Source organism: Fastidiosipila sp. (genome assembly GCA_012511175.1).
In the GTDB taxonomy this organism is placed as follows: domain Bacteria; phylum Bacillota; class Clostridia; order Saccharofermentanales; family DTU023; genus UBA4923.
On the sequence record JAAZGO010000032.1, the window covers coordinates 12853 to 31745 of the forward strand.

Annotated in this window: 21 protein-coding genes; 12 read left to right on the top strand and 9 right to left on the bottom strand. The window is 51.3% G+C overall.

What is annotated here, in order from left to right; genetic code table 11:
• Positions 1-116: 116 nt before the first annotated feature.
• Complete coding sequence (locus GX839_06915; protein NLB05188.1) at positions 117-1277, top strand: NAD(P)/FAD-dependent oxidoreductase; 1161 nt, start codon at positions 117-119, stop codon at positions 1275-1277.
• A gap of 12 nt (positions 1278-1289) precedes the next feature.
• Positions 1290-1952 carry a rhomboid family intramembrane serine protease gene (locus GX839_06920; GenBank protein ID NLB05189.1) on the top strand — a complete coding sequence of 221 codons (663 nt, stop codon included), beginning with the start codon at positions 1290-1292 and terminating at the stop codon, positions 1950-1952.
• A 15-nt stretch (positions 1953-1967) separates the two neighbouring features.
• Here GX839_06920 and GX839_06925 read toward each other — a convergent pair whose 3' ends face one another.
• Both GX839_06925 and GX839_06930 read right to left on the bottom strand, forming a co-directional pair.
• Positions 1968-2183, bottom strand: coding sequence for a methyltransferase (locus tag GX839_06925; GenBank protein NLB05190.1), 216 nt, complete (start codon positions 2181-2183; stop codon positions 1968-1970).
• Positions 2184-2774, bottom strand: coding sequence for a methyltransferase domain-containing protein (locus GX839_06930; protein ID NLB05191.1), 591 nt, complete (start codon positions 2772-2774; stop codon positions 2184-2186).
• A 168-nt stretch (positions 2775-2942) separates the two neighbouring features.
• On the opposite strand from GX839_06930, the gene GX839_06935 reads away from it, so the two are divergent.
• The 3 genes from GX839_06935 to GX839_06945 all read left to right on the top strand — a co-directional run bounded on the left by GX839_06935 (position 2943) and on the right by GX839_06945 (position 4661).
• Positions 2943-3176 carry an SMI1/KNR4 family protein gene (locus GX839_06935; GenBank protein ID NLB05192.1) on the top strand — a complete coding sequence of 78 codons (234 nt, stop codon included), beginning with the start codon at positions 2943-2945 and terminating at the stop codon, positions 3174-3176.
• A 93-nt stretch (positions 3177-3269) separates the two neighbouring features.
• Positions 3270-3974, top strand: coding sequence for a copper homeostasis protein CutC (locus GX839_06940; protein ID NLB05193.1), 705 nt, complete (start codon positions 3270-3272; stop codon positions 3972-3974).
• A 141-nt stretch (positions 3975-4115) separates the two neighbouring features.
• Entirely contained in the window at positions 4116-4661 is a 546-nt protein-coding gene (locus GX839_06945; GenBank protein NLB05194.1) for a rubrerythrin family protein, read from the top strand.
• A gap of 211 nt (positions 4662-4872) precedes the next feature.
• Here the strand turns inward: GX839_06945 and GX839_06950 are convergent, their stop codons facing one another.
• The 7 genes from GX839_06950 to GX839_06980 all read right to left on the bottom strand — a co-directional run bounded on the left by GX839_06950 (position 4873) and on the right by GX839_06980 (position 12186).
• Positions 4873-5466, bottom strand: a complete 594-nt coding sequence (locus tag GX839_06950) for a polysaccharide deacetylase family protein (protein ID NLB05195.1) — start codon at positions 5464-5466, stop codon at positions 4873-4875.
• Positions 5463-6371: an ABC transporter permease gene (locus GX839_06955; GenBank protein ID NLB05196.1), complete on the bottom strand. Its 909-nt coding sequence runs from the start codon at positions 6369-6371 to the stop codon at positions 5463-5465. The genes GX839_06950 and GX839_06955 overlap by 4 nt, the downstream gene beginning before the upstream one ends.
• Positions 6372-6373: 2 nt before the next feature.
• The gene (locus GX839_06960) at positions 6374-7405 is read right to left on the bottom strand and encodes an ABC transporter permease (GenBank protein NLB05197.1); all 1032 of its coding nucleotides are present in this window, start codon (positions 7403-7405) and stop codon (positions 6374-6376) included.
• A 316-nt stretch (positions 7406-7721) separates the two neighbouring features.
• Complete coding sequence (locus tag GX839_06965; protein ID NLB05198.1) at positions 7722-8768, bottom strand: BMP family ABC transporter substrate-binding protein; 1047 nt, start codon at positions 8766-8768, stop codon at positions 7722-7724.
• 159 nt (positions 8769-8927) lie between these two features.
• Positions 8928-10442: an ABC transporter ATP-binding protein gene (locus tag GX839_06970; GenBank protein ID NLB05199.1), complete on the bottom strand. Its 1515-nt coding sequence runs from the start codon at positions 10440-10442 to the stop codon at positions 8928-8930.
• Between the two features lie 23 nt (positions 10443-10465).
• Positions 10466-11434 carry a methenyltetrahydromethanopterin cyclohydrolase gene (gene mch, locus GX839_06975; GenBank protein ID NLB05200.1) on the bottom strand — a complete coding sequence of 323 codons (969 nt, stop codon included), beginning with the start codon at positions 11432-11434 and terminating at the stop codon, positions 10466-10468.
• Positions 11435-11457: 23 nt separating this feature from the next.
• Positions 11458-12186, bottom strand: a complete 729-nt coding sequence (locus GX839_06980; protein NLB05201.1) for a flavodoxin family protein — start codon at positions 12184-12186, stop codon at positions 11458-11460.
• A gap of 492 nt (positions 12187-12678) precedes the next feature.
• Between GX839_06980 and GX839_06985 the strand changes: the two genes are divergently transcribed.
• The 7 genes from GX839_06985 to GX839_07015 all read left to right on the top strand — a co-directional run.
• Positions 12679-15093 carry a xanthine dehydrogenase family protein gene (locus GX839_06985; protein NLB05202.1) on the top strand — a complete coding sequence of 805 codons (2415 nt, stop codon included), beginning with the start codon at positions 12679-12681 and terminating at the stop codon, positions 15091-15093.
• Complete coding sequence (locus tag GX839_06990) at positions 15090-15968, top strand: xanthine dehydrogenase family protein subunit M (protein NLB05203.1); 879 nt, start codon at positions 15090-15092, stop codon at positions 15966-15968. The genes GX839_06985 and GX839_06990 overlap by 4 nt, the downstream gene beginning before the upstream one ends.
• Positions 15968-16486, top strand: coding sequence for a (2Fe-2S)-binding protein (locus GX839_06995; GenBank protein ID NLB05204.1), 519 nt, complete (start codon positions 15968-15970; stop codon positions 16484-16486). Before GX839_06990 ends, GX839_06995 begins: the two co-directional genes overlap by 1 nt.
• A gap of 131 nt (positions 16487-16617) precedes the next feature.
• Positions 16618-17709 carry a 4Fe-4S binding protein gene (locus GX839_07000; protein ID NLB05205.1) on the top strand — a complete coding sequence of 364 codons (1092 nt, stop codon included), beginning with the start codon at positions 16618-16620 and terminating at the stop codon, positions 17707-17709.
• A gap of 62 nt (positions 17710-17771) precedes the next feature.
• On the top strand, positions 17772-18263 hold the full coding sequence (locus GX839_07005) for a (2Fe-2S)-binding protein (GenBank protein NLB05206.1): 492 nt from the start codon (positions 17772-17774) through the stop codon (positions 18261-18263).
• Complete coding sequence (locus tag GX839_07010; GenBank protein ID NLB05207.1) at positions 18256-18549, top strand: hypothetical protein; 294 nt, start codon at positions 18256-18258, stop codon at positions 18547-18549. The genes GX839_07005 and GX839_07010 overlap by 8 nt, the downstream gene beginning before the upstream one ends.
• A 106-nt stretch (positions 18550-18655) precedes the next feature.
• On the top strand, positions 18656-18893 hold a 238-nt coding region (locus GX839_07015; protein NLB05208.1), incomplete at its 3' end, for a hypothetical protein.

Sequence of the window (18893 nt, forward strand, 5' to 3'; positions counted from 1 at the left end):
CTGTAACAATCGCTTTCTATTTGACACGTACGCCCGCCAGTACTTATCATGTTAGGTGTGCGTGGCCGTTTGCGCGACCGCTCATCCAAGATTTCCCCCCTCACAGGAGGTTCAGCATGTCGGATCAAAGGATCGTGATTATTGGCAGCGGCATTGCGGGGCTTTCAGCTGCCGAAGCAGCCAGAAAGACCAATCCCGATATTGAGATCGTAATTATTTCGGAAAACCCGCATCTCCCATACCAGCGTCCGAGGCTTCCCGGGGTCATTATAGATCCCTCGAGCAAGGATAAGATTGTCCTCCATAAGGAGGAATGGTACAAAGAGCGGAAACTGGATCTCAGGCGCGGGGCCATCGCGAAAAGAGTCGATCCGGACGAAAAGCTGGTTGAACTTGGGGATGGCTCTGCGGTTCATTACGGCAAGCTGATTCTGGCCACGGGCAGCCGCAGTTTCATGCCTCCCATGAAGGGCAATGATCTCGAGGGCGTTTTTACACTCTGGACCCTCGACAACGCACTCGCCATCTCTGATTACATCAAGACCGCCAAACAGGGGGTTGTCATCGGCGGAGGCCTTCTGGGCCTTGAAGCCGCCTACGCTTTGAAGCAGCGCGGACTCGAGACCACCATTCTTGAGCGGGGGCAGGCCCTCCTTGCCAGACAGCTGGACGAACGTGCCAGCGCCATGTTCCAGGAACAGGTCGAACGGGTCGGTGTCAAGGTGCTGAAAAAATCCGTGACCCGTGAGATGATCCCTGACCCGGCGACAGGTAGGCTTGCGTCAGTCCTCTTGGAGGATGGCTCGGAAATCCCCGCTGATCTCGTCATTGTCTCGACCGGGGTCCGTGCGCGGCTTGAAGTGATGGAGGGGACGGGTATTGCCGTTGACCGATGTTTTGTTGTCAACAGTAAAATGGAAACCAGTATTCCCAATGTTTACGCGGCGGGAGATAATGCGCTGATGGAGGGGCAATGGTATGGCCTGTGGCCTGTCTCCATGCGGGAGGGCAAAGTTGCCGGTGCCAACGCCGCAGGCGGGGATGAGACCTGCGTGATTCCGACGCCCCCCTACCTGGTCAATACCATGGAAACGCGCATCGCATCTGCAGGCGACATCGCGCCGACAAATCCCGAGGTTTCCTCACAGATCCATTTTGATGAAACTCAGCTCACCTACGACCGCCGGAATTTTCTTGGTGATAAGCTGGTCGGCTACGTTCTTTTGGGTGATACCACGCCCTTCTCCATGCTGAGCCGGGAACTGCAGCAGGGTTAAAGGAGCGGACAGTTGCTTCCTCTGAGAGACAGTCAGCCAAGCAAACGTTTCCCGCTGGTCACCATCATTTTAATCGCCATCAATGTGGCGGTCTTCATCTATCAGTCAAGCTTGAGCGACATGGGTCTTTACCACTTCTTTGACCGTTATGCCTTCACGTCCCAGGGCTTTCTTGACGCCATCTCCGCCAGGCAATTTTACTGGCCCCTCATCACCAGCATGTTTCTGCACGGCGGCCTCAGCCACCTGATCGGCAATATGTGGATTCTTTGGCTCTTCGGAGACAATGTTGAAGATTACCTGAACCCCTTCCGTTACATCCTCTTCTACATGGGAACGGGACTGATCGCAACTTTCGCCCATGCTCTGTCCGATCTTCACTCGGATGTCTTTACCCTCGGGGCCTCAGGCGCGATTTCAGGTGTTATGGGCGCCTACCTGGTTCTTTACCCCCATGCCCGCATCCTGACCCTGATCCCTGTCATGCCTTACTTCATCAATATCCCCGCCTTCGTTTATCTGATTCTGTGGATCATCCTTCAGCTTTTTTCGGGCTTCCTGATCGGCGGCGCGGCGGGGATTGCCTGGTGGGCTCATATCGCGGGTTTTCTGGCGGGTCTTCTGATTTGCTTCGGAGGCAGGAATCGCCGGAAAAGAAAGCAGGCAAGTGCCTGACGGCACTTTTTTTCATCACTCTGCGTCTCGGTTTTGAAACGGCGCTCTGGCGCTGTCCCAAGGCTTTTCTGCGTAGATCAGGCTGCTTTGGATGAACTCCCGGATGGCCAGGCCATGCCCCCACTTTCGGGCATAAGCCTCAGTCACCTCTTCACTGACCACAGTGACCCGGGCAAAGCCAATGGTTTGGAAAGCTTCGGTGATCTGTTCCACAGACCAGGCGCCTCCCACTCAGGTCTTAGCCATATGGGGGTCGGCGATCCATTCGGCGGGCAGGGCTTTTTTCGTTGTGATATCGGAAATGGCGACCCGTCCCCCCGGCTTCAGCACCCGGAAGATTTCCCTGTAAACGGTTTGTTTCCGGTGTGACAAGTTGATGACACAGTTGCTGATAACCAAATCGAAGCGATCCGATTCACTCGGGATGGCTTCGATTTCTCCCTGCAGGAAGTGACAGTTGTCGAAGCCCTGTTTCCTGGCGATTGATGCTGCTTTTTCGACCATGCTGGGCAGGGCGTCGACACCAACGACACAACCTGCCCCGCCAACCGCTTTGGCCGCGAGGAAACAGTCAAGTCCGCGACCGGAACCAAGGTCAAGCACACACTCGCCCTCCTGCGGCTTGGCTCTTTCGTGCGGATTGCCGCAGCCCAGCCCAAGATCAGCTTCCGCCGGAAGCGAATCCAGATCCTCCGGTCTGTAGCCCAGCGATTCCGTGATCGTCCGGGCGTCCTCCTGAGGTCTGATCTCTTCGGCCGACAGCTGTTCGTAATGGCTGAGGATGGCTTCTTTTATTTCTTCCTGCTTATTCTTATGGTTCATTGGTTCATATTAACACGATCAGAACATGTGATACGCAACCATCTCCTTACACATGTTAGATTGACTTTGATCTTTGGGGATACTGTTGCGGCAGTCAGTGGGCAAGGGCATTCGCAATGGCTTCCTCCGAAATATTTGCCAGGACCTTGAACCAAAAGGGAGAATTGTATGGATGTCGCGAAAACAGTCGAAGATATGGTAAAAAAGCTGAAGCTTGACAAAGTTTTGGCGGATCTCTTTTCGAAAGATCCTGTCAAGGCCATTGAAAAAACCCTGGGGATCAAACTCCCCGATGATCAGATGAAAGCCATTGCAGACGGCGTAAAAGCCAAACTCTCTGCGGACAAGGCAGGGGAAGCTCTGGGTGCGATTACGGGCCTGTTCGGCAAAAATTATTCTTGAACATCGCCTTTTCCAGGTTGACCGGCTGGATTTTTCCGGCCGGTTCTCTGTTTCCGGTGCTATGATGATGGCATGACTGCACCGGAGCATTTTATGGCGGATAGAAAAGACGGGTCTCCGGTCTTTGAATGCATCGCGACCAGCCTGGATGACGCGCTCGCAATTGAGCGATTCGGCGGACAGCGTATTGAACTGGTCTCTTCTTTGAGCCAAGGGGGCTTCACACCGAATGAAGGCCTGATCAAAGCAGTCCTTGACCAGGTCAGAATTCCTGTCGCCGTTATGCTGCGGCCCAACAAAGCTCCTTTTCACTATTCCCCCAATGACTTGCTGGAAATGAGACTTGATATTCAGCGATTTGAGCAGCTTGGCGTCAAGCATGTGGTGACAGGGATACTGGATGGGGGCGGTATCGCGGATACCAAATTACTTGAACAGCTTCTACAGGATACCTGCCTGACTGTCACCTTCCATCGCGCCATCGACCTGACCTCGAACAGCGAATTATCTCTCCAGCGCATCAACAATTGCAATCGGATCACCCATATCCTGACATCTTTGGGGTGGGGTGCTGTCATTGACAACCTTGACCGGCTCGAATGGTACGCCAGGCGCGCGAGACCCAGATTGATTCTGGCAAGTGGGATTACACACAAGAACGCCTCGCGCATTTGTCAGGCGGCAAGACAATTCGATGCGGATATTCATGTTGGAACAGCGCTCCGGCACGGTGATGCCATGAAGCCGGTTGATCCTCTTTTGGTTGAAGCCATGGCTGGAGTTCTGGGGATCAAATAGTAGGCAAGGGGCCGTTTTCAGCCTGTTTGCCTGGCCTCCATTTCGTCATCAGCAAAAGTCTGGTAGATTGGATAGTGGCTGCTAGCTTTATGACAAAAATAGGATTTTCCAAAAATGTCAGAGAAAGGAAAGACAGAAATTATGAAGGATCTAAAAGGCACGAAAACTGAAAAGAACCTGCAGGAAGCTTTTGCGGGTGAATCCATGGCGCACACCAAGTATCAGTATTATGCGTCCAAGGCAAAGAAAGAAGGTTATGAGCAAATTGCTGCCTTCTTCGACGAGACATCAAGAAATGAGAAGGAACATGCCAAGCTCTGGTTCAAGTATCTGCACGGAGGCGATGTTCCGGCGTCAACAGTGAATCTGGAAGATGCCGCGGACGGTGAGAATTACGAGTGGACCGACATGTACGCCCGGTTCGCCGATGACGCTGAAGAAGAGGGCTTCAAAGATATCGCCAAGAAATTCCGCCTTGTGGGCGAGGTGGAAAAAAACCACGAGATCCGTTACCGCCGCCTTTTGGCCAATATTGAGGAAGATATTGTGTTCGTGAGGGAAGACGGTGAAACCGTCTGGATTTGCCGTAACTGCGGCCATCTCCACGTCGGGAAGAAAGCTCCGAAGCTCTGCCCGACATGTGATCATCCGCAAGCTTACTTTGAAATTCATGCAATAAATTACTAGCTCTTTTCAGCATATCGGTTCTTTTAGCCGGAAACGAGTGCACCTGCGAAATGGGAAGCTATCTCATTTTCGGAGGTGCACTTCTCTTTCACAAGAGTTGTCCGGAGGTGGTTGACCAAGGACTGTACTCCCGATTTTTCGGGTTGAAAAAGCGCTGCGCGAACTTCTCTTATCTGCCGGCACCATGCACGTTATATGGCCGTCCGGCTGTCTATCGGATCACGCCTTTCTTATCCAACTGTGAAATCGTCACAAATTCGAATCTTTTACCTCGAAGAGCGGGAATGATTAGGTCCAGAACTTCAGGCACGATCTCAATCCTGTCATGAAAAACAATGATCGATTCATCATCTCTGGCGTTCGAGATAATCCTTTCAGCCACTTTTTCAGCTGTCGGGCCTGCCCAGTCATAGACAGGAATATTGTTACTCCACACGACGACTTCGTAGCCCATCTGAAGAATTTGGGAAACTACCTCGTAGTTCAACTGGCCTGCCGGAGGTCTGAACAGTTTTGTCTCAACCCCGACCTTTTCTTTAAGAAGATGGTCTGTCTTTTGGATTTCCTGTCTGGCCGTCTCCAAGTCGATCTCATCGAACATGGGATGGGAATAACTGTGATTCCCAATTTCGTGTCCCTCCTCTTTGACCTTAACGGCTGTAGCCGCTTCCTTTTCCAGACGGTGGCCTTCCATAAAGAAAGTGCCCTTGATCCCATGTTTGGCAAGTGCAGCCAAGACATTGAGTGTACCCGGCGGGTTAGGGGCCCCGTCAAAGGTTATGGCCATTCTTTTTCGTGTCGTCATGAAGCTAATCTTTCCTTTCTGTTCTTCTTGGATATCGCAGCCAAGGCTACCATGGTGACTACGTAGGGAAGCATCAGTGTAAACCTGTATGGGAGCTGTATGCCCTGTACCTGCAGGAGCATCTGCAAGGCGGTTGCCGAGCCGAACAAGAGACAGGCTCCGAATATCCCCCACGGCATATTGCTTCCGAATATGACTGCAGCAAAAGCAATCCATCCTCTGCCTTCAACGATATTTTCCAAAAACCGGTTGACCGCAACTGTAGTAATGTAGGCTCCCCCTACGGCCGCGAGAGCGCCGGAACAAATGGTTGCCAAATAGCGATAACGGGCCACGTTGATTCCCACCGTTTTGCAAACGGTCGCGTCCTCGCCAATCGCCCGCAAGTTAAGTCCCGTTGTTGTCTTGAACAAAAACCAGTGCATGAATATTACCAGAATGAGGGCAAAATAGATCAGTACACTGTGTTTGAAAAGAATCGGCCCAACGACGGGCAGGTCACTTAGTACCGGGATATTGATACTTTTAAACGTTGGAGCGATGATAACCTTGGCATCAACGAGCAGGATGCGTGATAGATAACTTGTCAACCCCAAGGCCATGGTATTGATTCCAATCGACGTCAATACCTGGTTCACATTGAGCGTGACTGTAAAAAAGGCAAACAACAAACCCAGCAAAATCCCTACGAGTAAAGCAATCAAGACGCCGAACAAGGGACTCCCGCTCATCAGTGAGGCGTAATATCCGAAAAAGGCGCCGGACAGCATCATGCCCTCGAGAGCAAGATTGAATATTCCAACTCTGCTGGTCAATAAGCCCCCCAGTGCAGCAAAGAGAATAGGAGCTGTCATCCGGATAGACATCATAATCCAGGTAATAGACGTTGAATCATTGATACCCAAAACTAGTACCTCCTTCCGGTGATCATCTCAAGTTTCGTCGATATATAAGATCCACCCACGATGAACAGGATAATCAGTCCCTGAATCACATTGACGAGCGGATAGGGAACGTTCATGTTTCGCTGCATCGCTCCCGCCCCTACTCGGAGAACAGAAAACAGCAAACTGGCAATCGTGAGACCCAAAGGTGTTCCATTGCCCAGGACTACCACCCCTATGGCATCAAAGCCGTAACCCCCCGAAAAACCCGGGGTAAGACGAATCAGCGAGCCCATCGTCTCGATTGAACCGCCAATACCCGCCAGTCCGCCTGAGATGATGACCGATGTGAGAACCAGGGCGTTGTTGTTCATTCCGGAAAAACGGGCAACTTCAGGATTTTGACCGGCCATACGTAATTGATAACCGAACGAGGTCCGGTAGATAATGAGGTAGACAATGAGGGTAATGAGCAGTGCGATAGGAAATCCAAGATGTAATCGCGTTCCGCTGATCACAATCGGCAATCTGGCACTTTCTGCAATGGGTGCTGTTTGCGAAATAAGTCCACCCGGTTCGGCAAGCGGCCCGTCGATGAGATGATCGACGAGCAGATTTGCGACATAGATCAACATAATGGTATTAATGATTTCGCTGACACCCAGCGTCACTTTCAGTATTCCGGCAATGGACGCCCAGATGGCACCTGCGACAAAAGAGACAATAATGACCGCCAGAATATGTAAAACAGGCGGGAGTCCCGTCAGATATACGCCTGCCATTGCTCCTGCAAGAGCGCCGACATAAAACTGTCCCTCCGTTCCCGCATTGAAAAACCCCGACTTAATGCCGAACAGGAATGCCAAACCGCAAAACTGCAGCGGGATAAATTTGGCAAAGGTTTCGCCAAGGCCGTATTTATTCCCCAAAGAACCTCGGATGAGCTGATAGAAGGCCTTCCAAGGGTCGATTCCTACCATTGCTATCAGAATTGAAGAAATCAGTAAGGCGGCAAGCACACTGAAGACGGGAAATAATTTGAGAATCAGCGTCACTGCTTTCTGCCTGATCTCTTTCCTGGCACTTGGCTCAGGGGGACCTTTCTGCTCCAATCTCTCAGATGAATTCATTTAATTACCTTTCGCATAGTAAGCTGCGCGTTCCGGCCGCGAAGCTGACACAACTTCAAATCAAGCGCATACGAGTACAGGGTCGCCTGGCTTCTCAACATGCGATATGCCGGAGAGAAGCGTGTATCGTGCGCTCATTCTTCCCTTAACCCTGATGAGGAGTCAAACCGTTATGTCTTCATTCGTTTGACTCCTCACCATGAGTTTTATCGGTAATCCACCTGTTCAGGAAGAAACAATGCTAGTCGCCCGAAGGCCGGTCAATCTTCTTGTCAGCAAGATCCTGTCTCACTTTCATGACCTTGTCGATGATGTCTTGTGGGAAATCGTGATGGATGATGATGTCCTCGGCACCTTCCTTGACTCCCAATTCATAGAATTTCCCTTCCAGATTGCCTTCAGCAAACAAGTGCGCAAGGTAGTAAAGTTGAGCACCTGACGGAATGTAGCTGGTCGCCATGATTGTTTCCGGTGCGATTTCGCTGAAGTCGTTCGGTGCGCCAATCGCAAAAATGCCGGCTTCCTGACAACCTTCAACTGCTCCGACGTTCGCTTGACCAGTCTGGGTCAGAATAATATCGACACCATCTTTGGCCATGGCAATCGCCAGTTCCTTTGCTTTAACCGAATCATCCCAGCTGCCGGTGAAGGTATGCAAGGCCACCACATCCGGGTTGTATTCCCGGGCACCAAGCTCAAATGCATTTCTCATTCTTCGGGCAACGTCTCCATCTGCCGTATTAATGAGTCCAATCTTGTTCGTTTTGGTTGTAAGACCGGCAAACGCGCCTGCCAGGTACGCACCTTCCCAGTTGGTGCCACCGACAGTCACAACATTACCTTCGGCATGGGTTCCGCCAACAACACCAAACATGGTGTCAGGGAACTCCGGCGCAACCTCAATGACGGGATCCGTGTGGAAGAAATCGTGCCCGATTACCAAATCGTAGCCTTCCGACGCGTAGCTCCTGATGACATCCTTCAGCGCTGACATGTCAACGTTTTCCTGGAAGCTGACTTCAAAGCCTTCGTCTTTCAGTTGCATCAGGCTTTCGTAGCCGCTTTGATTCCAACCCATATCCTGAATGGAGCCGGGGAAGATAGCTGCGACTCTGATCTTTTTTGCTGGCTCAGGTTCGGGATCTGTTTCTTTTCCGCTTTCTGCCGGACCCGCACTCTCACTTCCTGTTGGTTCCCCCTCGCCACCCTGTTTGGGCGCACAGGCTGCCAGTAAGGTGAAGGACAGTACCAGGAGCAATGCCAGTAAAGTGACCAAAAATTTTTTCATTTTCTAACCCTTTCGCTAAATCGTTTCAATGCTAATGCGATCCTGAATTGAAAACTCGGTGCCTAGTTATTCCCCTCCTTTTCAATTCTTCCCTCCAATACTCAAAACGGTTTGGTTATAACAAGACAACCGTTTCTGTGTTTTTGCCTTATCTCCTTTCTAATTTGCAATACCCGCCATCATCAGGCCGATCTTCTCGACCTTGGTTTCGGCAGGATTAACAACCCCCATAATGCGCCCCCCATACATGACAGCCAATCTGTCGGACAGGGAACGCACTTCCTCCAGGTCGGTCGAAATAAGCAGGATGGCTTTGCCGCTTTCTCTTTGGCGCAGCAACTCCCCGTGAACGTATTCTCTCGCTCCGATATCCAAACCCCGGGTAGGCTGAACGACCAACAATATTTCAGGAGTCCTGTCAAATTCTTTCGCCAAAACGACCTTCTGCTGGTTCCCTCCCGACAGGCTGCTTGCACATATGTGAGGTCCCGGTGTTCTTATGTCATAGTCATTGATCAAGCCTTCTGCATATTTGGCAATTCTGCGCAAATTCAAAAAGCCCCATTTTGATATCGGTTTCTTGTTATGGTTGTAGGCAATCAGGTTCTCAGCAATCGTAAAATCCCTCACTAAACCAAACCTGGCCCGGTCGGCAGGGATATGAGAAAAACCCGTTTCCAAAATCTGCTTTGGCTTTTTATCACGAACCTCTTCACCCTTGATCTTGATGCTTCCACTCGTGATCTTTCGAAGACCGCTCAGGGCAAAAGACAGCTCATCCTGGCCATTGCCGTCGACGCCTGCAATGCCGACAATTTCACCGGCTCTGACTTGAAGCGAAATATCCGACAAAAGTTGTTTTCCTTTTTCGTCAGTCATGTTCACCTCAGTCAACTCGAGGAATACATCGCCCGGTTTTGCTTCCGGCTTATCAATCTCCATCGAAACGGGACGTCCCACCATCAGACGTGACAGTTCTTCCCTGCTTGTTTCTGAACCAATGACTGTATCAACAACCCTACCGTCCCGCAGGATTGTAATTCTGTCACTGATTTCCAGCACTTCTTCAATTTTGTGAGAAATGAAGATGATCGAACTGCCGCCTGCCTTCAAGTCCCTCAGTATTTTAAACAATTCCATGCTTTCCTGAGGCGTTAATACCGCCGTAGGTTCATCAAGAATCATCAGTTTAGCATTTCTGTACAGGGCCTTAATAATCTCGACCCTTTGCTGAGCACCAACCGACAGATTCCTTATCTTTGCATCAACGTCAATTTCGAAACGATATTTTTCAAAAATTTCCTTGACCTTGGCTCTGGCTTTATCCAGCTGAAGTAACGGAGGCTTCGAGGAGGGCAGGCCCAGAATGACATTTTCCAGAACCGTCAGGTTGGGTATCAGCATGAAATGCTGATGAATCATTCCGATGCCCAACTGCATAGCTGTGCTGGGCGAGTCCATTTTCACTTCCTGGCCATCGAAATAAATCTGGCCCTCCTGTGGCTGGTACAAACCATACAGGATGTTCATGAGAGTTGATTTGCCTGCGCCATTTTCACCCAGAAAAGTGTGAATCTCGCCTTTCTTAATGATGCAGTGGATTTTGTCGTTGGCGAGCACACCAGGAAACCGTTTGGTAATGTTCCGGGTTTCTAACAGGCATTCAGTTTGCATACACAATCCAACCTTTCAAGTCTCTAGTCATCCAGACAACCAAGGAGCATCTTTTTATCAACAGCCCCCACAGAATAAATACGGCCACTTGATATGTTGTTGATCATGGCCTTGGTCACATTATGAACAAATCCCTCGAGGGCAAAAATATCGCCTCCTGCTTGTTCCAGCAATTTTCGGAATGGAATTCCGTAATAATCACAGGTATGCGGCGCAAGCGGAAACTGTTTAACCATCTCTTTAACCTTGTTGTCATCGGCTCTCAGGATAAAGCTTGCGGTTCCGCCATAGTATGTGTACGTATTGGTTCTGACCATGGCAGTAAATTCATCGGCTGAAATAGGGGGGACAGGAGCCTTGCCCCATGCCGCCACAATCTCATTGACATCCAGTCCTAAATCATGCACTCGCCAGATTGCTGTCTCCAGGGTCCGGGACACCACATTGATGCTTCCAACCAGACTGGAAGTCGCGGCTACCAGGATGAATATTTTTCTGGCAGGCCGTTTTGTCTTGTCCACGATACTTTGGATTATCGTCTCGTCCGGGAGCCTGTTGTCCTGCAAACCAACTACTACCTCATCCGCTTCCTCATCCCGGTATGGCACCGGCTTACCGAACATATCTTTTTCGACAACAGCACGAACCGGTCCGGAAATCAGAGGGACCACGCCATCGGGGTTCTTGAACTCATTGAGAGGCCAGCCTGAAATCTGACTTCCCAAAAGGGCGATTGCCGGTTCATCGACATACATTTCAACCTGCGGGAGTTCGATTCCGTCCAAGTCAAAAGTACTGTAACTGACCTGCCCCAACCCGCCGAGTGTCGCTTCGCAAAACAAACTGGCCGCGCGCCAGCCGCCCCGGGCATTCACACCCATGTCAATGACGGTTGCACCGCTTTTTGTCCGATGGACTTCGACACCTAAAACATCTGCCTGATCAATAATTCTTCGAACGATTTCCATCGCTCTCTCGTTTACGCTTAACAAAGCATTAACCTCCTTTGGTGCAGCTATTTGCCTATGAACTTTTCTCTTCTCTCTTCATTGTCTTCGTCTGGCACGACGCCTGTCAGGACATCAGGCGGGTACGTCTCACCTACAAAATCGAATCCGGCCTTGAGCATCTTGGCGACATAGGCCACCCGACGCCCCAGCACCCGGACAGATGTCATACCCACAGTGTCATCGCTTGCCCCTTCTGCCCGCCTGTTTTGGGACCAAACAGAACCTCCGTTGTAGGCAAAAATCCCTCCGCTCACATTGACCATGCCTGTGCATAAAAAATAGTTATTGATAGCAGCAAGAGTTGTCTCCTGGCCACCATGCCGGGTTCCGCCTACGGCAATGGCGCCCCCCACTTTCGTTGCCCAGTGCCCCTTGCTGTAAAGGGCGGCAATTGGCCGAAGCCTGTTGAAAAATGTCTGAAGCTGGCCTGTTAATGTCATTTGATAGACAGGAGAACCGATGATAAAACCATCCGCCTCCAGATAACGCTGGTAAATGTCTTCCGTCAAATCATCCTTGAATGTCGGGCAGTAAAGAAAACCGTTTTTCACGCATCGATTGCAGTGGATACAGAAGTTCATTTTTCTGCCCTTCAGGTCGATGAAATCCACTGTAACTCCCGGTATCTCAGCTGCCGCCCGAAGTGCCTCCCGGACACTGAATTCGGTCGCACCTCTTTGCGGGCTGCCACTTACTCCTAAAATCCTGACTTCGATGTCGTTTTGTTGAGACAATTACGTTTCCCCCATTTCTCAGTTATGTATTTGTGACTTATTGCAAACTGCATTTAAAAAAACCATAGAAGAAGGCTAGCAGTTCCATAATAATTCTGTCAATAGTCATATTGCCAACAATCCCTGATTCCGGGACCAGCAGGCGGTAGCCAAGCAGAGCTCGAAATTCTGTAATCGCAGGTCCCCAAGGCTCCTGAAATCGATCCAACGCTTTGTTAGCGATGCCATATGGGATCCCGGAATTGATTGCAACGGTCGGCATGATGAATCATTTTTCTTTCGCTCACCTGTCCGACTGCAGCGCAAAGGTTGCACGGAGCCATCAAAATCAGTATAATTTTGTCAGTCGGAACAAGGGCAAACCTTCATTCGTGGCTAGTTATGATTTTGGGGAAGTTTGGTAACCTTTACAGAAAGGTTTCGAATGACCCCTTTCTTATTTTTAGGGAGCAGGCGAGTTTGGGTTACAAGATGAATAAAGAGGAATAGACTATGCGTAAAGTCGGAGAAAAGCAATTCAACGCGCTTAACAAATCGCAACCCCGGCTGGATGGATTCGAAAAAGTAACGGGACGCGCACGCTACGCAGCCGATATTTATTTTGAAAATATGCTGCACGCCGGCGTTAAGAGAAGTCCCCACACACATGCGCGTGTGACCCGCATCGACGCCTCAAAGGCCCGGGCCATTCCAGGTGTCGCAGCGGTCGTGACTTTTGAAGACATTCCCAAAAAACGAAGCTGGGCATCCTACATGTATCTGACCGACCGGATCCGTTACACGGGCGACTGTGTGGCTATGGTGGCAGCCGAAACTGTTGAACTGGTTGACGAAGCCCTGGCAGCAATTGAGGTCGAATACGAGCTGCTTCCAATAGTCAGCACGATCGAAGAGGCCATGGCGCCAGGAGCGCCGGTCATTCACGACAAATACCCTGACAACATTTTTACGGATTCCTACTTTCCGATACGCAAAGGGGATGTGGATAAGGGATTCGCCGAAGCAGACATCATCATTGAACGTGAGTACACGACCCAGTTCGTTGAACACGCCTACATTGAACCGGAGGCAGCGGTTGCCTTCCGGAATCCGAATGACGGTGCCATCACTGTTCACGCTTCAGCACAAAATCCCTTTTTCACAAGACGGTACATCGCCGATATCCTGGATGTTCCCCTCAACAGCGTCCGGATGATTCAAGAAACGCTTGGCGGCTCTTTCGGTGGCAAGGAGGAGGGGTTGGGATTGGTCGCAGCGCGCGCCGCTTACCTCAGCACCTTGACCAATCGCCCTGTCAAGCTGGTTAATTCCCGGGAGGATTCCATCAGGGAATCATCCAAGCGGCATCCCTTCCGGCTCCGTTACAAGGTCGGTGCAAAAAGGGATGGCCGCATCGTTGCCTTTGAGGGTGAACAAGTTGACAACTCGGGTGCCTATAACAATCAGACTCAATTCATGAACTGGAGGGCCAGTGTTCATTCCACCGGACCCTATGTCATTCCACATGTCAAGACGGATACCTTCGGCGTCTTCACAAACAACGTGCATGGCGGTGCCATGCGCGGCTACAGTTCACCTCAGCTGATTTTTGCCCAGGAACAACTGATTGAGGAACTGGGCGAAGAGCTTGGAATCGACAATGTGGAGATCCGCCGCATCAACTGCCTGAAGTCGGGTTCACTGACAGCGACAGGAGACACTGTAACGAATGTTGTTCTCGAAGAATTGATGGACTATACCGTCGATCAGACAGACTACAAGCGAAAATACGACGCCTACAGGAAACAAGACCCTGGAGCCCGCTTCCGGAAGGGAATCGGCTTGTCAATTGCCTACCGCGGATGCGGTCTGGGAGGCGAAACGCCGGATGCCTCAGGATGCATGATGATCATCAACGAGGATGGATCGGCAATCATTACGACAGGACTGGCTGAGAACGGCCAGGGGCTCAAGACGGCGTTTGCCCAAGTTGCGGCTGAAGCTTCCGGCCTCCTTGCAGGGGACATACGCTTTTATGGCACTGACAGCCATTTCATGGCAGACTCTGGCATGACCGTGGCCTCGCGCGGCACCGTGATGGGATCGCAGTCAGTCCGGCTGGCCGGAATCAGCATGAAGAAAGTTATGCAGCAAAACACAATTTCGGTTAAGGGAATTCCCCTTGATGAAGTTCACAAAGCCTATGGCCTCAAAAGCGGCACGCTCTGCTGGGACAAAATCTCAGCTGGCGACATTGAAATCCTTAACAGCGAAATTTTCCTGAAGGAATACCCCGAAGTCAAGGTCCCCGTCAAAGACGTGGCAAATGCCAGCTTCTGGCAGGGCAACCCCCTGTCAGTATATGAGTGGTACAAACCGCCTGAGCTGATCCAGGATCATCACACAGGGCAGGGCAAGGCCTTTCCGACCTTTGGATACGAGTGCCTGGTCGCCGAAATTGAAGTCGACATGAAAACCGGCTTTGTCAACGTTGAAAAAGTCACGGCGAGTCACGACGTTGGCACGGCCGTCAATCCGGCGCTGTGCAAAGGACAAATCTACGGTGGGATTGTCATGGGCCTGGGTTTTGCCTTGATGGAAGAAGTCGATATTGAAGACGGTCAGGTCAAGACGCTGAACCTGGACTCCTATCTCATTCCGACCTCAATGGACGCACCCGAAATGGTGGTCAACCTCTTTGAGTCGGATGACGACAGCGGGTCATTCGGGGCCAAGAGCCTCGGTGAACCTGCGACTGAAGCAGTGGCAGCAGCCGTTGCCAATGCGATCTACAATGCAATCGGCCGAAGGATACGTCACAATCCCGCAGACTTGGAAAAGGTTCTGCTCGGGCGAAAACTGGTGAAACCGGTGAAAAAGGACGGAGAGCAGGCAACTGACGTCAAACCTGCGGGAGGTGCCCTATGATTGTCTACGATTTTGTCCGCCCTTCGGGTCTTGATCACGTATCTCAGTTACTCGCCTCCAACCCCGGCCGGAGCAAACTCATCGCCGGCGGAACGGATCTGTTGGTTCAGTTACGGGAAGAAAGTGAGGCACTGAAGTCAGTTGAACTCGTCATTGATCTTTCAGCACTGGCAACCGAGTTGGCGACGGTCAAGGAGGAAGATGACGCGCTGGTAATCGGTGCTCTCGTGACGCACGACATGGGCGAACGCCATCCCTTGATCCGAAGAGAATTCCCACATCTCTCCGCTGCCTGTGCCAGTGTAGGCTCACCTCAGATCCGTCATCTTGGTACACTGGGCGGCGGTGTCTGCAACGGTTCGCCGGCTGCGGATCCCGTGCCAGCCTTGATCAGCTGCGACACAGACGTTCTCATTCACGGAACAAAGGAAACGCGTTCACAGCCATTGCCGGAATTTTGCGCACGGATCGGCAAGGACGCGCTTGCAGATGATGAGTTTGTAACAGGGTTCCGTGTCAAAAAACTTCCTCCTTCCGCCAGGACAGCCTTTGTCAAGCTTGGACGGCGCAAGGCCCTGGCCGTTTCACGACTCAATGTGGCCGTTGTCGTTATCAGTGATGGTTCAGACCGAATTGAGTCGGTCCGCCTTGCACCGGGGTGTATCTTCCGGGTACCCGGCCGCGTGACTGCAGCAGAACGGTACCTGACCGGCAAAGCGGTCTCAAAGGAGGCGTTCGCTGAAGCAGGGGAAATTGTTGCTCGTGAAATGATCGAGCGAACCGGTTACCGCTGGTCGACTCCCTACAAGGAAATTGCAGTCAAGGCCATCGTTGCTGATGCGCTCTGCCACGCGACAGGTTTGGAGGTGTTCTGATGGGTCAATTTGATAAGATTACCGTTTCCTTTAATCTCAACGGAGAAGATGTCACGGTCAGGACATTACCACACCGCCGTTTGATTGACCTCCTGCGTGAAGACCTTCACCTTGTCGGGACTAAAGAGGGGTGTGGTGTCGGCGAATGCGGGGCCTGTACGGTGATTGTCGATGGCAAAGCAATCGCTTCCTGCATGATGCTGGCCGGGCAAGTTGAAGGAAAAAAGGTTGTTACCATCGAGGGGGCCAGATTGGAAGACGGTACGCTCGATCCGGTTCAGCAAGCTGTCCTGGATCATTTGGCTATTCAGTGCGGGTTCTGCACACCAGGGTTTGTCATGAGTGCCAAAGCGTTAATTGATGAGAATCCCAATGCCACGCTTCCGGAAATCAGAAGGGCCATTTCCGGCAATCTATGCAGGTGCACAGGTTATGAACAACTGGCACAAGCCATTTACCAGGCAGCACAGATCGCTGCTGAAGAGTTGGAGAAAAAGAATCAGACAGTTACTGGCTGATTATTGATGAGGGTTTTTTTATGAGCAAGGATAGCGATCGAGCGATTGATATTGGCATCGAGTTCTGCGGACAAAAACTTCAAAGTCCATTTATTCTCACCTCTGGACCGCTTTGTGCTGATTCGGAGGGAATGATTCGTGGCCATCAGGCCGGTTGCGGTGCCGTGGTCACCAAGACCATCCGGCTTGCCGCCGCTATTAACCCGGTTCACCATATCGGCACGATTAACAAAGATTCACTGATCAACTGTGAAAAGTGGGCTGACACGGACCGTCAGCTTTGGTACGAAAAAGAGATTCCCGAAACAGTCGCGGCCGGTGCCGTGGTGATCGGCAGTGTAGGGCACACTTTAAGAGAAGCCCGGGAAATCGTCGGAGACGTTGAGCGTGCGGGAGCCCATATGATTGAACTGGTATCCTATGCGGAGGAAACCTTGCTTCCCATGCTCGATTATGCCAAGGAACACGTATCCATTCCTGTAATCTGCAAGCTCTCAGCCAACTGGCCCGACACGGTTGGAACAGCAAAAAAATGCCTGGAACATGGTGCGGATGGCATCTGCGCCATTGATTCCATCGGACCAACGCTCAAAATCGACATCAAAACGGCGAGACCGGCCATGATGAGTGATGACGGATACGGCTGGCTGACGGGCGGCGCCATCCGTCCGATTGTCATGCGGATCGTTTCCGAAATCTCCAGAAATCATCCCGGTTTCAATAACCTTTATGCCTCCGGTGGCTGCATGGGCGCCGAGGACGCTGTTGAATTCATGATGGCCGGGGCACGCGCCGTGGGCGTTTGTTCGCTCGGCATCCTCAAGGGCGTCGAAGTTGTCAGCAAATTGTGCAAAAACCTTCAATCCCTCGTTCGTGAGCTGGGCTACAATTCGCTCGATCAAGTCTGGCGGGCGGCGCTGCCGAATTTCCCTGAAAAAGAGCTTATTCGCAGGCTTGATTTCCATTTCCAGGCGTACCAGGAAGATGGTGTCAAGAAAAAATGCATCATCTGCAACCGATGTGTTGACGCCTGCAGTTACGATGCCCGCACACTGAAGTTCCCTGACATGCACGTCGATCGCGACTTATGCCGTGACTGCGGTCTGTGCGTGGATGTTTGTCCGACCGGCGCGCTAACCGCATCAATTGCTGCACAAACCGGGGAAGACCTGAAACGTGAAAAAGAGTCGGACGCCTTTGTCCAGTTTATAAGTGAAGGCTAACAATGTCTCTCAGCCTGGATTCTCGTATAACCAGGCTGATGTGCATGAAAGGAAAACATCCTATGGAAGAAATCACCTTGTACATTAACGGCGAAGAGCATGCCTGCCGGGTTGAAAGAAACCAGACCCTGCTTTCCGTTCTGCGGGACACTTTGGGAATGACCGGTACAAAGTGCGGATGCAATACCTCCGACTGCGGCGCCTGTAAAGTCATCATTGATGGCGAGGCTGTCAATTCATGTGTTGTGATGGCCAGAAACTGTGTCGGCAAAGCAATCGAAACGATCGAGGGTTTGTCATGCGGAACCGAATTGCACCCGATTCAGCAAGCGTTCGTTGATTGTGGTGCCGTTCAGTGCGGGTTTTGTACGCCGGGAATGATAATGAGCGCGAAAGCCCTGCTTGACAAGAATCCCGCACCGACTGAAACGGAAGTCCGTCAGGCAATCGACAACAACCTTTGCCGATGCACAGGCTATGTCAAGATCGTTGAAGCCATCCTGCTGGCCGCCGAAAGAATGCGCAGCGTTAAGAAAACTGTAATCCATGGTTGACTTGGCCGTTTCCGGGGTACGACTGGCCGGCAGAGATAAACCGGCTGATGCGCTGATTACGGGCAATCAGATTCCGGCGATCCGCAATCATGGTGATCATCTTGAAGTCAAAGACTCCATTCATGCCAATGGCACATTTTTATCCCACGGGTTCGCAGACAGTCACACCCACCTCGATAAAACCGGCGTCAGACCTGCCGGTGATTCTACGACTTTGGATCTTGCCATAGAAAATTACACTGATTCCATCGGCAACTTCTCCCCGGGCAGTTGGCAGCCGACATAAAAAGCGGGCCGGTATCGCCAACCGCCGCCAGGACCACGTGAGGAACAACCATTACCGCTGGGAAAATGCGAGAAAGCAAAGAGAACGGAAAGGAAGTGAATAGCGAATGAAAGAACTTGCAATTGTTAACGGTTCCGTCTATCAGAATCACGGTTTTCACAAGACGAATGTCTATATACGCAGGGGGCTGATTGATGTCATCACCCCTGAATTTTTGCCATCAGAGGAAACCATCGACGCAAGCGGATTATTCGTTATCCCGGGCTTGATCGATCCCCATGTGCATCTGGCCATGAGAAACCGGTTTGCGCAGAGTGCTGATGATTTTGAATCGGGCAGCATTG

Coding starts and splice junctions, on each gene's coding strand:
- GX839_06915 (NLB05188.1), top strand. CDS start 117: ATGTCGGATCAAAGGATCGTGATTATTGGCAGCGGCATTGCGGGGCTT.
- GX839_06930 (NLB05191.1), bottom strand. CDS start 2,774: ATGAACCATAAGAATAAGCAGGAAGAAATAAAAGAAGCCATCCTCAGC.
- GX839_06935 (NLB05192.1), top strand. CDS start 2,943: ATGGATGTCGCGAAAACAGTCGAAGATATGGTAAAAAAGCTGAAGCTT.
- GX839_06940 (NLB05193.1), top strand. CDS start 3,270: ATGGCGGATAGAAAAGACGGGTCTCCGGTCTTTGAATGCATCGCGACC.
- GX839_06945 (NLB05194.1), top strand. CDS start 4,116: ATGAAGGATCTAAAAGGCACGAAAACTGAAAAGAACCTGCAGGAAGCT.
- GX839_06950 (NLB05195.1), bottom strand. CDS start 5,466: ATGACGACACGAAAAAGAATGGCCATAACCTTTGACGGGGCCCCTAAC.
- GX839_06965 (NLB05198.1), bottom strand. CDS start 8,768: ATGAAAAAATTTTTGGTCACTTTACTGGCATTGCTCCTGGTACTGTCC.
- GX839_06970 (NLB05199.1), bottom strand. CDS start 10,442: ATGCAAACTGAATGCCTGTTAGAAACCCGGAACATTACCAAACGGTTT.
- GX839_06985 (NLB05202.1), top strand. CDS start 12,679: ATGCGTAAAGTCGGAGAAAAGCAATTCAACGCGCTTAACAAATCGCAA.
- GX839_06990 (NLB05203.1), top strand. CDS start 15,090: ATGATTGTCTACGATTTTGTCCGCCCTTCGGGTCTTGATCACGTATCT.
- GX839_06995 (NLB05204.1), top strand. CDS start 15,968: ATGGGTCAATTTGATAAGATTACCGTTTCCTTTAATCTCAACGGAGAA.
- GX839_07000 (NLB05205.1), top strand. CDS start 16,618: ATGATTCGTGGCCATCAGGCCGGTTGCGGTGCCGTGGTCACCAAGACC.
- GX839_07005 (NLB05206.1), top strand. CDS start 17,772: ATGGAAGAAATCACCTTGTACATTAACGGCGAAGAGCATGCCTGCCGG.
- GX839_07010 (NLB05207.1), top strand. CDS start 18,256: ATGGTTGACTTGGCCGTTTCCGGGGTACGACTGGCCGGCAGAGATAAA.